At 29.1% G+C, this 15,300-nt stretch carries 2 protein-coding genes and 1 pseudogene; 2 read left to right on the top strand and 1 reads right to left on the bottom strand.

The features are described from left to right. Positions 1 to 10: 10 nt before the first annotated feature. Positions 11 to 3,628: a carboxypeptidase regulatory-like domain-containing protein gene (locus FAY47_RS08650; RefSeq protein ID WP_143316307.1), complete on the bottom strand. Its 3,618-nt coding sequence runs from the start codon at positions 3,626 to 3,628 to the stop codon at positions 11 to 13. A 314-nt stretch (positions 3,629 to 3,942) separates the two neighbouring features. Between FAY47_RS08650 and FAY47_RS08645 the strand changes: the two genes are divergently transcribed. Beyond that, entirely contained in the window at positions 3,943 to 12,495 is an 8,553-nt protein-coding gene (locus tag FAY47_RS08645) for a hypothetical protein (protein ID WP_143316306.1), read from the top strand. Positions 12,496 to 12,653: 158 nt separating this feature from the next. Then, positions 12,654 to 15,300 (top strand): annotated as a pseudogene (locus FAY47_RS08640) (hypothetical protein); the annotation flags it as partial.

Below are 15,300 nucleotides of genomic sequence, written 5' to 3'. Positions count from 1 at the left end.
ATCTTTTTTCTTACTTTTTATCACTTGTTATAGTGTTTACATCAACTATTTGTCCATTTTCAACTTTAAATACATTCCATGTAATTCCACTGGCATTAGTAGGAATTACATATGTTTTTAATTCTTGATTGCCTTTATAGACTTTTACTGTAGCTCCTGATAAAGATAGTAAATTTGACGATGGTGTAGAACTATCACTTAAGTCATATACTGAATATGTATAATTCCCTTTTTGATCAACAACAAAAGTTACTGTTTCTGGACCATTACCATCAGTATCATCTCTATCTAGTGTTACAACTGTATCCCCTACTTTAACAGTCTTATTCTGATAATATACATTTATTGATTGCCCATCTCCTGTTTTACCAGTAAAATATGAATCTAAATCATGAGGATTACTTCCCCAAGATAGAACTACACGATATTGGTTTTCAGGTAATGTTTTAGATAATACCATATCTTGTAACATCTTTTCAGCAGACTCACTTGAAATAATTACACTATATATAGTAATATTTCCATCCTTTTTTGCTTCCGCTGTATATGTTCCACCAGCTAAACTAACAGAATATTTCCCTTGTGCATCTGTGTATACTACAACTTCAGTACCATTAACTAAATAGTAATCTCCTGATTTATTATTTTCTCCAACTCTAAATCTAATTGCTACACCTTCTAAAGGATTGCCTGTTTCCGCATCCCTTACTACACCACTAACAGTATATTGAATCATTATTAGTTGAATATTTTGTAATACATTCTTAGCTTTACCATCTGAAGTAATTACAAAGTTTTGAGTAACATATCCGTCTTTCTTAATTTCTACTGTGTAACATCCTTCTGGCAATTGAATACTATATTTTCCTTGTGCATCTATTGTTGCTACAACTGGAACTCCATTTTTAGTGAAATAGTCCCCTGTAGTGTTGTTAGCTCCAATCCTAAATCTAATCTCAACACCTTGTAGTGGTTTTCCTGTTGTTGAATCAGTAATTACACCACCTACATTTGAAAATATCATATTATTAATTATTATGTTAATAACCATTTTAGCATCTGAAACTTGGGATATATTTGCATTTTTTATTCTGATATTCACGTATGAAATATTGTAATCAATTATCTCATTAACTCCAATTGCCCTATAATCTTCTATAGTAGCTTCTCCAGAACTAATTTTTAATAATACTTTGTATATTTGAATATTTTTTTCAATTTGAGCTTTTACTTCATCAACCGTTACAAATTTCTTACCTTGTAAATCAGCATTTACATATATAAGTATATTAATATTTATTTGTGAGAGACCTAAAGCATTATAATCAGCAACAGTTGCTTTTCCTAAATTTATTTGCATCAATGCTTTATAAATACTTATTTTAGCTTGTACTCTATTCACTACTTCATCAATAGTTTTATAGTTTTGCTTTTGCAAATCTGTACTTACATATATAAGCAGACCATCAGTTATATCTGTCAATCCTAAAGCAGTAAAATCATCAGTTATAGCCTCTCCTAAATTTATTCTCATCAATGCTTCATAGCTACTTATTCTAGCTTGTATTCTGCTAATTATTTCATCAACAGATTTATAATTTTGGATTTTCAAATCTGCATTTACATATACCAAAATATCCTCATAAATATCTGTAATACCTATATTAATATAATCATCAATAATTGCATTACCTGAACTTATCTTATTTATTATCTCTATGTTGCTTATAGTACTATCTACTCTTACTTGTATGTCTTGAACTTTAGCATATTTTTTATTCTTTAAATCTGCATTTATATATATTACGTTCTTTTCATCAACGTTATTTATCCCTAACTTTTTATAGTCTTCTGGAGTTCCTTCTCCAGATACTATCCTTACATATACTTGAGATAATTCTACTATTGGCTTAATTACAATATTAATATTTATTATTGTTATCGAACCATTTTCTTTAATTTTTTCGTTGATAAACTGTATATTTATTTCTGTAACACCATTAATACCTATTATAATGAAATCTTTGACTTCACCATCACCTTTTACAACCTTAGAAGCTGCAATGGTTTTCTTAACTGATTCTCTTATTTCTGCTATAGTCAAATCTCTACCTTTTTCAGCTTTTAATTTTAAAATATCATCATTTACAGCTTGTAGTTTTGACAAATCAACAGCATCTGTTTTTAAATTGTTGTAATCATCAATACTACCTGTTCCAGCATTAATGTTTTTTACCGAATCTAATATAGACCTTAGCTTGTCTTGCAATGATGTTAAACTCTCATCTTTAAGCATATCATTTAATGTAGCAACATCATCTTGAGCAACTTCCGGAAAACCTGCATCTTTAAAATCTTCTGCAGTTGCTTGTCCAGCTATTACACGTTCATAAAATTTTGTTAGTTTTCTAACACTATCTACAACTTCTTTTATTTGATTTATTGTTAAATCTTGTCCACTGTTAGCTTCTTTTCTCTTGAGAACTGCAGCATTAACAACACCGTAATCAAAAAATTCTTTATTCGTATCTATAATATGTGTATTTCCATAGTCAGGTTCATCACCTACTCCATTGTTAATATTACTTAACCAACCTAATATATTATTTATTTCTTGAAGAGCTGTAGTTACATCTCCCCATCTCTGATTCATTGCTAAACTGTTTACATCTTCTCTATGCAGTTCGTCTACATTATCAGCTCCAATAAATTTATAGTCATCTAGAGTACCTACTCCTTGATCCATATTATATAAAGCTTGTTTAGTTCTATCTATGGTGGTATTAACTACACTTGCTATTTCTGCTATTGTTAAATCTCTACCTTTACTTTCCTTTTCCTTACTTATGTACTTTTTCACAATATCGCTATAAATTGAATTATAACTACCTATCTCTAACGTGCTATAATCAGATTCCGTACCCTCTCCATCATTAATATGTCTAAGAGCACTTGCTGCCTTATTTGATACATCTTGGAACTTAAGTACGTTAGTATACCCTTTTCCATTAAAATATTTATTTACGGAATCTATATTTGTTTCATTAACAAAATCTGCTCCAAGTAATTTATAATCATCAACTGTTCCAGTTCCATTATTTATATTTTCAAATGCCTCTTGAATTCCTTCTCCAGTTTGTAATGTTATATCCATAATTTCTGGTAGTGTTAAGTCTCTGCCTTGTGCACTTTTTTCAGCCATTACAGCCTTATTTATGATCTTTAGGTTATCCCTATTAACCCTTGTAAGTCTCAATGCTCTATATTCTGCTATATCACCATTGCCAGCATTTATTTTATTAACTGCATCTGATACACTAATAGCTTTCGAAACTGCCAAGTTATTTTGTATAGCTAAAGATTTACTATCTTTATTAACACCTACATTTGAATTAGACGAAGTTTTTTTAGATTCTAACTCTTCCTCTTTTTTTAAATTCACCCCCTCCATTTTTTTATCATTTGTTGTCTCTTCCTTAGAAATGTTGATTTTATTATTACTTGTAATTTGATTTTTATACGCAGATTCATCAACTGCATATGCTTTTAACGTAGGCTTATCCAATAAAAATGTACTAGTAGCTGCTGATATAGACGCTAGTAGCAATATCTTCTGAATCTTCCTCATATTCCCACCTCCTACATTAATTATAACATTAATTTCATTAATATTCTATAATAGTAAATTAAATGATTTAATTCTATTTTTATGTCACTAAATCCCCATAAAATTACATATTAATTAAATCGTTTGTAATATCATTCCAAAATATGCATCTTCTTTTTCATTAACTTTAACCTATTTATAAAATCATTTATTTCATGGTTATATAAAAAAAATATTTACTTAAGTAAAATTGTGTAAAATGTAATAATTTTAACGCCTTGTTGATATTTTAGTATATTATGTAATAAAATAGAACTCGAAAGGGGTTGATGCAAATGGTAAAAAATAAAATTACATTACTGTTATCAGGTATATATATAGCAGGTTCTATTTCTACTCCTACTTTTGCGTATAGCAAATTGGAAGAAAACTTTACAAACTTACAAAAAAAAGACTCTGTTTATAATGGACTTATGTTTAAAAATGATCTAAATCAGTCACCTTATTCATTCAAAAACTCAAATATACCTATTAACGACATACAAAATACTGCAAAAACAAAAGATTCTGTGAATTGCTCTGCAAATAGCAATACTAGTTCACTACCAAATACTAATATTCAATCGTCACCAAACACCTCATCTATAAGTAATTATCCTAACTCATCAAGTACTAATCCTATTAATGATACTATAATTAAATCAGCTGAATCTAATTCTACTGAAACCAATTCAGCTAACCAACTTACCTCTTCAAAGAGTGGAGATTTATCAAAACCTGTTGAATCAAATGTAAAACAAACTAACTCAATTGAAAAAAAAAGTTCTTACAATTCAACTAATTCTTTTTCAAAAACTGAAGTAAATTCAGTAGATAACAAATCAGTTTCCAACAACTTAAATTCATCAAACATAGAAAAATCTAATAGCTATACATCTAAATCAATGAATTCTTCTAATAATATTGTTGCTGATAATAGCAACATTAAAAACGGATGGATTACTAATGATGGTAAAAAATACTATTACATTAATGATGTTATGCAAACTGGTTTTCAAACTATTAATAAAAAAACATATTATTTTAATTCTGATGGAATTATGCAAACTGGTTGGATTACTTATAATGAGGATAAATATTATTGCGATGCTTCTGGTATTATGCAAATGGGCTTATCTAATATCAACGGTAATTATTATGGTTTTAGTACTGAAGGTAAATTACTAACTGGGCTCCATTCTATTGATGGTAATAATTATTATTTTAATTCTGATGGAATTATGCAAACTGGCTTTATTACCTATAATAACAATAAATATTATTTTAATACTTCTGGTATCATGCAAACTGGGCTAGTTTCTATTAGTGGTTACTACTATGGATTTGGTACTAATGGTAAATTACTAACTGGACTTAATTCTATTAATGGTAATAATTATTATTTTAATTCTGATGGAATTATGCAAACTGGTTGGATTACCTATAATAGCAGTAAATATTATTTTAATGCTTCTGGTGTTATGCAAACTGGACTAGTTTCTATTAGTGGTTACTACTATGGATTTGGTACTGACGGTAAATTATTAACTGGACTTCAATCTGTTAATAACACTACTTATTATTTTAATGGTGATGGTATTAGACAAACTGGTTGGATTACTATTAATGACAAGGATTACTTCTTTGATAGCAATGGTGTTATGACTCAGAATTGGACTGTTAATGATAATAAATATTCCTTCTATATAAATGGTGTTAAACAAACTGGCCTTTTACTAATTAACAATAAATACTACTATTTTGACATTAATGGTGTTATGCAGACTGGACTACAGACAGTTGATGGAAAGTCATACTATTTTGATACTAATGGGATTCGTCAATCTGGATTTGTTACATACAATAACAATAAATATTATTTTGATGCTTCTGGCATTATGCAAACTGGTTTGGTTAATATCAGTGGTTATTATTACGACTTTGACCTTGATGGTAAATTACTAACTGGCCTCCAAACAATTAATGGCAAAACATATTATTTTGACTCTAATGGAATTCGCCAAACTGGTTGGGTTACTATTAATGGAGATAAATATTATTTTAATTCAGATGGTACCATGCAAACAGGATTGCTTCCCATGCAATACTATAGATATGGTTACTGGTATAACTCCTATTATGGATTTGGCCTTGATGGTAAATTACTAACCGGTCTTCAATCTATTAATGTAAATACTTATTATTTTGATAATGAAGGTATTAGACAAACTGGCTGGATCACTATTACTGGAAGAGATTATTATTTTGATTTCAATGGTATCATGACTCAAAGCTGGATACTTAATAACGGTAAATATTCCTTTAATATAAATGGTATTAAACAAACTGGCCTTATATCCATAAACGGTAAATACTACTACTTCGACAATAACGGCATTATGCAAACTGGATTCCAAACAATTGATGGAAAAACTTACTACTTTGATAATAACGGAGTTCGCCAAACTGGTTGGGTTACTATTAATGGTAAAGATTATTACTTTGATGGCAATGGTGTCATGTGTTATTATTGGGTTTTTAACAAAAATAAATATTACTATTACGTAAATGGCAGTATGCAAACTGGTGCTATATCAATAAATAACCATTACTATGGATTTGACGATAATGGAATTATGCTTACTGGTTGGCAATTCATTAATAACCGTACCTATTACTTTGATGATAATGGTTTAGCTAAAACTGGGTTAATTACCTATGGAGGTAAGACTTATTACTTTAATCCTTCTTATGGATATATGGAAAGAGGATTTATAAACATAAATGACCAATATTATTACTTTAATAATAATGGAATTATGCTTACTGGTTGGATTAATGTTGGATCTCAACGTTATTACCTTAATGAATCTGGTATTAGATTAACTGGTTTCCAAACTATTGATGGTAATAAATATTACTTTGACTACAATGGTATAATGTGTACCAATACAGTTACAGTCAGTGGTAAAACCTATGGTTTTAATAAAGATGGTATTATGTTAACTGGATGGCAAGCCATTGTTTACGACTCAGGATATTCATACTGCAATACTTATTATTTTAATCCTGACGGTACAGCTCAAAAAGGGTTCTTTACTTATTTAGGGAAGACATACTATTTTGATCAAAACTATGGAAATATGTTATATGGCTATCAGTATATTGGAAACAAATATTATTATTTCAGTAATAATGGTGTTATGCAAACTGGATGGATTAATATCGGTTCTTATCGTTACTATTTAACAGAGTCAGGTGCTGCAGCTACTGAATGGCAAACTATTGATGGCACAAAATACTATTTTAATTCTTCTGGCACTATGCAAACTGGCCTAGTTAATATAAATTATGACTATTACGGATTTGATAATAACGGTCATATCCTTACTGGATTACATATGATAAACGGCTATAAATATTATTTTGATTCTACTGGTAAATCACAAATAGGATTTGTCACTTATCTCGGCAATACTTATTATTTTAATAGAATTATGCAAACTGGGTTTATATATGTTGACAATAATTATTATTATTTTGGTAATGATGGTTCTATGCAAACTGGTTGGATTAATGTCAATTCCTCACGTTATTATCTTAATTCAACTGGTATTAGATTAACTGGTTTTCAAACTATTGATGGTAATAGGTATTACTTTAATTCTAATGGTGAAATGTGTACTACTGTAGTTACCGTAAATGGAAACACCTATGGTTTTAATAAAGATGGTATTATGCTTACTGGATGGCAAACCATTGCTTACGACCCAGGATATTCATACTGTAATACTTATTATTTTAATTCTGATGGTAAAGCTCAAAAAGGATTTTTTACTTATTTAGGTAAGACTTATTATTTTGATCAAAACTATGGCAATATGTTATATGGTTATCAATATATTGGAAATAAATATTATTATTTCGGCACCGATGGTGCTATGCAAACTGGCTGGGTCACTAATGGATCTACAAAATACTACCTTGATGTATATGGTGTAGCAGTAACTGGTTTCCAAACAATCAATGGCAATAGATATTACTTTGATGCTAGCGGTACTCTGCAATCTAACCGTGTGCTTTCTATTAATAATACTTATTATGGCTTTAATAACATGGGCATTATGGTTACTGGTCTTCAATATTTTAATGGACATATGTATTATTTTAATTCTAATGGTTCAGCAAAAACAGATTTTGTAACTTACCAAGGAAAAACTTATTACTTCAATCCTTATTCATATAGTGGTTTTCAAACTATTAATAATAATTCTTATTATTTTGGCTATGATGGTGCTATGCAAACTGGTTGGGTTAGCTACTATTATTATGGTTCTTACCGTTCTTATTTTAATGAATCAGGTATAAAACTAAATGGATGGCAAACAATTGAAGGTAATAAATATTATTTTGATTATTATGGTGTAAAAACTGGTGTACAAAATATTAATGGACATTACTATGGATTTAACAATTCTGGTGTAATGCTAACAGGTTGGCAACGTATTAATGGAAATACTTATTATTTTAATTCTGATGGTATTGCTAATACTGGATTTATAACTTATTTAGGAAAAACATATTACTTCGATACTTATGGTTGCATGCAAATAGGATCATTGAATATAAACGGAACTAACTACTATTTCTATACTAATGGAATCATGAAAACTGCTAGTGATAGTCCTAATACATTAGCAACTGGGTGGATTAGAGATAGTTCTTACCACTATTACGTAAACTCAGCTGGCACTAAATTAACTGGATTACAAAATATAGATGGTAAAAGATATTACTTCAACACTAATGGCATAATGTTAACCGGTGTGCAAACTATTAATGGTAATCGCTATGGTTTTGATATTAACGGTATTATGCTTTATGGTTTTCAAACTATTAATGGAAGTACTTATTACTTCAACACTAATGGAGTTGCTCAAACTGGCTGGCTTACACTATCAAACAATAAATATTACTTTGATCCTTATTATGCCACAATGCAAACTGGGCAAATAAACATTACTAATAATTATTATTACTTTAACATTAAAGGCGTTATGCAAACTGGATGGATTACTAATAATTGTGGTTCTAATATTTACTATTCAAATCCGTATGGTGTATTGTTAACAGGATTTCAAACAATAGATGGTAAAAGATATTATTTTGATTCTAATTGTAATATGCTAAAAGATATGCAAAATATTAATGGTAACTGTTATGGATTTGATAATAATGGTGTTATGCTTTATGGCCTTCAAACTATTGGATCATATACCTATTATTTTAATTCTAGTGGTATCGCTCAAAGTGGTTTGGTTACAATATCAGGTAAAAGATATTACTTTAATACTTATTACTATTCTCATGATAAACTAACTGGAGTCATAAATATTAATAATAATTATTATATATTTGGTAATGATGGTATTTCACTAACTGGATGGATTAAATGGGATAATTTTATGTACTATGCCAACTCTTCTGGAATATGTCTAACTGGTTTGCAAGTTATTGACGGAAAGAAATACTACTTTAATTCTTATGGTCGTATGCTAATTGGTATTGTGTCTATAAATAATATTTATTATGGATTTGATAATGATGGTTCAATGTTATACGGTTGGCATACAATTAATGGTAATACTTATTATTTCAACACAGATGGCACTATAAAAACAGGATGGATAAACTACTTAGGCAAGCTTTGTTACTTAAATAAAGATTATGGATATTTAGAAAGAGGATTTATTACTATAGACAAAAATGTCTATTATTTTGGTAATGATTATTCTATGAAAACTGGCTGGCTTACTCTAGGTAACTCAACTTATTATCTTAATGAATCTGGTATAAGGTTAACTGGTTTCCAAGTAATAGATAAAAACAAATACTATTTCAATTCTGATGGAGTCATGCTAACCGATGCACAAAATATTAATGGAACTTATTATGGATTTAGTAAAGACGGGGTTATGCTTACTGGATGGCAAATTATAAATGATAGTACTTATTATTTCAATTCTGATGGCACTGCTAAAACTGGTTTGAATACTTACCTCGGAAAAACTTATTACTTCTATCCTTATTATGCTTATATGCAAACCGGTTTTATTAACATTAACGGCACTACTTACTACTTTGACGAAGACGGATCACTAAAGACTGGTTGGATTAAATATAATTCATATCAATACTATCTTGATTCAAATGGAATTAGACAAACTGGTCTTCAAACTATTAATGGTAAGAAGTATTACTTTAATTCTAATGGCATTATGGCAAATGGCATTGTTTCTATAAATAATACTTATTATGGATTTGATAATGATGGAAGCATGCTATATGGTTGGCATACTATAAATGGATTAAACTACTATTTCAATTCTGATGGTATTGCTAAAACTGGATGGATACCTTATTCAGGGAAGATGTATTATTCAGATCCTTCCTATGGATATATGAGTATTGGCTTTACAACTATCAATAATAATACCTATTATTTCGATAATAACGGGGTTATGGAAACTGGTTGGATTACTGTTGATTCCTACAAATATTACTTGAATTCATCTGGAATTAGACAAACTGGATTTATGACTATTAATGGTAAAACCTATTACTTCAATCCTAATAGTAATGGTATTATGCAAACTAGTACAACTTCAATTAATGGTAGTTACTATGGATTTGATGATAATGGTGTCATGCTTTCTGGTTTACAAAGACTAGACGGAAATATTTATTTCTTTAATAGTACTGGTACTGCTAAAATTGGTTGGAACATAATAGGCTCCGATAAGTATTATTTTAATTATTATGGTTATGCACTTATAGGTACACAATCTATAGATGGACATTATTATTACTTTAATGATAATGGTATTATGCAAACTGGTATAGTTAAAGTAGGTAATACTGTCTATGGTCTTGGTAGTGATGGTATCGCCCTTACTGATTTACAAACTATAGGTGGACATACTTATTACTTTAATTATTATGGTTGTGCTAATACTGGTTGGATTACAATTAATTCAAACAGATATTATTTTAACTCTGATGGTTTTATGCAAACTGGAGTTCAAAATATTGGTGGTTATATTTATGGATTTAATAGTGCGGGAATATTACTTACTGGTTTACAAACTATAGATGGACATACTTATAACTTTAATGCTAGCGGTTATGCTAACACAGGATGGATCGTAATTTCTAATAAAACTTATTATTTCAGCCCTACTTTAGGATATAAATTAACTGGTTTTATTACCGTTGACAATAAGAACTACTATCTAGATGCTGACGGTGCTTTGCAAACTGGATGGATTACAGTAAATTCAAACAAATACTATCTAAATTCAAGTGGTATAAGACAAACTGGTTTCTTAACTTTAGATAATAAAAAGTACTACTTCGATGATAGCGGTATTATGCAAACTGGTTGGCAAACTATTAATAACAATACCTATTATTTCGATAATGATGGTGTTATGCAAACTGGTTGGGCTAATATTAACTATAATAAATACTATTTTGATTCTACTGGAGTTAGACTTAGCGGTTTCCAAACAATTGGTGGTAAAAAATACTACCTTAACACTAATGGAATTATGGCTACTGGTACTATTTCCATAAATAATAAGTTATATGGATTCGATAGTTATGGAGTTATGCTTACTGGATTACAAAATATAAATGGATATACTTATAACTTTAATTCAGACGGAACTGCTATTACTGGATGGATTAAACTTTCTGATAAAACTTATTATTTTAGCCCTTCCCTAGGATATAAATTAATTGGTTTCCAAACTATAAGTGACAAAACTTATTACTTGGATAATGACGGTGCTCTTCAAAGTGGTTGGATTAGCCTTGGTTATAATAAATATTATCTTGACTTAGAAGGCGTAGTAGAAACTGGTTGGCTAACTCTAAATAATAAGAAATATTACTTTAATTCTAATGGTGCTATGCAAACTGGTATTGTATCAATAGGTGATAATAACTATGCTTTTGATACCGATGGTGTCATGCTTACCGGAATGCAAATTATAAATAATCAAACATATTATTTTAATTCTGATGGCGTTATGTTTACTGGATGGCTTAAAGATGATAATTCTTATGAACACTATTTTGACAATAATGGCATAATGCTTATTGGCTTACAAAATATAAATGGTAATATATATTACTTTGATTCTAAAGGTGTTATGCAAACTGGCTTTGTCACTTATAATAATAGTAAATACTATTTTAACGAATATGGTATTATGGCTACTGGATGGCAAATCTTAAATGGTCATAAATACTTCTTTAATGAAAATGGCACTATGCAAACTGGGATTACTACTATAAATGATTCAGTTTATGGATTTGATTTAAGCGGCGTTATGCTTACTGGATGGCAGACTATAGACTCTAAAACTTACTACTTTAACTCTACTGGTATTGCTAAAAACGGCTGGCTTAACTATCGTGGTAAAACATATTATTTCGATCCACAATATTCTTATATGATAACTGGATTTAAAACTATTACTGGCAAAACATATTACTTCAATGAAAATGGTATTATGCAAACTGGTGTTATATCTATTAATGGAACTTTTTATGGATTTAATTCTCTAGGTTTCTTACTAACAGGATGGCAAACTATTAATTCTAATACTTATTATTTTAATCCTGATGGCTCTGCTCCTAAGGGACTTCAATCAATTAATGGATATCTTTATTACTTCCATCCTGATAATGGATATGTTGCGAAAAATACTAATATAACTATAGATAATGTTAGCTATGTAATAGATGAAAATGGTATTGTTAATAAAACTAAAAATATTTAAATTTAACAATTAACTTTTTTCTTAAACATTCCTAAACTAAAAGAAAGACCTGCAATTAATTTGCAGGTCTCTTTTTGTCATAAAATAGTATTTTAATTATTATATTGATATTTTAGCTCATTATGTAATAAAATAGAAATTGAAAGGAGTTGGCATAAATGTTAAAAAATAAATTCACATTGATAATGTCAAGCATATATATAGCTGGATCTATCTCTACGCCTAATTTTGAATATGGAAAATTAGTAAAATCTCTTTCAAATGTAGAAAAAAATAATTCGTCATATAGCGATTTTTTGTCATTAAATAATCATAACTTATTTAATGAACTTACAAAGAGTTCAAATGCAGACGATAACACAGCCACGAATACTATAGCTTCAAAAGATGTTAATAATGGAAATTCAACTTTGCAACCAAGTAATGTTATGAAATCTAATAATACAGATTTTTCTGAAGAGCCTAATCTGAATTCTGTAGAAAATAACTCTCCTAGCTTAGATAATTCTTCAAATAAAGAAGATGTCTCTACTAAAGTTGCCTCAAGCTCTGCTTCTAATTCCTCATCTAATCAATTTAGTCCAGCTAGTAATGAAAACGTTTCAGAAAAAATTGATTCCAAATCTACTTCTGATGCTAAATCTAACCTAGTTAATGCCCCAAATAATGAGGATTCTAAAGAATTAATTAGTTCGTCTTCTGGAACTAATACTCAAGAAATTCAAAAAAGCAGCAAGTCACAAAATAATTATTCAGAAACTTCTACTAGAACTAATGCCATTTCAGGAAATATAAGTAATTCCATGTCAAGTAACATAAATACTAATGATGATACTACAAAAAAAACAGGTTGGGATATTGTTAATGGTAAACACTATTACTATGTTAATGGTGTTATGCAAACGGGATTTAAATCAATAAATAAAAGCACCTATTATTTTAACGCTGATGGCGTTATGCAAACGGGATTTATTGATTTTGAAAATAATAAATATTATTTCAATTCCAATGGTGTTATGCAAACCGGATTAGTTAACATCAATAATACTTTTTATGGATTTAGTGATGATGGTAAATTATTAACTGGACTTCAAACTATTGATGGAAGCACATATTTCTTTAATACTTCTGGTATTAGACAAGTCGGTTTTGTTACATACAATAATGACAAATATTATTTTAATTCTAATGGTATTATGCAAACCGGATTAGTTAATATTAATAATACTTTTTATGGGTTCGGTGCTAATGGTAAATTGCTAACTGGCCTTCAAAACATTAATGGCAACACATATTTTTTTAATGCTTCTGGTATTAGGCAAGTTGGCTTTGTTACATACAATAATGACAAATACTATTTTAATTCTAATGGTGTTATGCAAACTGGATTAGTTAATATTAATAATACTTTTTATGGGTTCGGTGCCGATGGTAAGTTATTAACTGGTCTTCAAAACATCAATGGTAATACTTATTTCTTTAATACTTCTGGCATTAGGCAAACTGGATGGATAACTATTAATGGAAAAGATTATTTCTTTAATACTTCTGGAATAATGACTGAGAATTGGGTTATCAATGATAATAAGTGTTCTTTCTATATAGATGGTGTTATGCAAACTGGGCTTTTATCTATTAATAATAAGTATTATTATTTTGATACCAATGGTATTATGCAAACTGGTATTCAAAATGTTAACGGTAAAACTTATTACTTCAATGATAATGGAATTAGACAAAATGGGTGGATCACCTATAATAACGACAAATATTACTTTGATTCTAATTATAATATTCAAAACGGATTAGTTATTATTGGTAGTTACTACTACGGATTTAATTCTGATGGAAAATTATTAACTGGTCTTCAAACTATTAATGGTAAAACTTATTTCTTTAATACTTCTGGTATTAGACAAAACGGTTGGATTAATATTAATGGAAAAGATTACTTCTTCGATAATAATGGCGTTGCTACTCAAAATTGGGTGATTAATGATAATAAATACTATTACTATATAAATAGTGTTATGCAAACTGGCTTTATATACATAAATGGCAAATACTATTATTTTGATTCTAACGGTGTTATGCAAACCGGATTGCAAACCATTAATGGAAATACATATCTTTTTGATAGTAATGGAGTTAGACAAACTGGCTGGATTACTATTGATGGTAAAGACTATTACTTCGAGAGTAATGGTTTGATGACTAGGTATTGGATTACTAAAGATAATAAATATTATTACTATGTAATTAATAGTATGCAAACTGGCTGTATATCGATAAATGGGAAATATTACGGATTTGATGACAACGGAATTATGCTTACTGGATGGCAAGTTATTAATAATAACACTTACTATTTTAACGATAATGGTATTGCTCAAACCAGATTTATTAATCACCTAGGAAAAACCTACTATTTTAATCCTTCTAATGCAGTTATGTTAACTGGATTTGTATATGATAACTATCAATATTATTACTTTAATAACAATGGAGAAATGCAAACTGGTTGGATAAATCTAGGATCTTATCGTTACTACCTTAACGAATCAGGTATTAGAGTCACTGGCTTGCAAACTATTGACGGTAATACCTATTTCTTTAATTCTAATGGTACTATGTGTACTAGTTTAGTTACTATTAACAATAAAACTTATGGTTTTAATAAAGATGGTATTATGCTTACTGGATGGCAAAATATTAATAACAACCTTTATTACTTTACTTCTGATGGTACAGCCCAGACTGGACTATTTACTTATTTGAATAAGACTTATTATTTTCATCCTACCG

This window comes from Clostridium sp. HBUAS56017 (assembly GCF_007115085.1).
In the GTDB taxonomy this organism is placed as follows: domain Bacteria; phylum Bacillota; class Clostridia; order Clostridiales; family Clostridiaceae; genus Clostridium; species Clostridium cibarium.
This window is presented reverse-complemented; position numbering and strand designations above follow the sequence as displayed.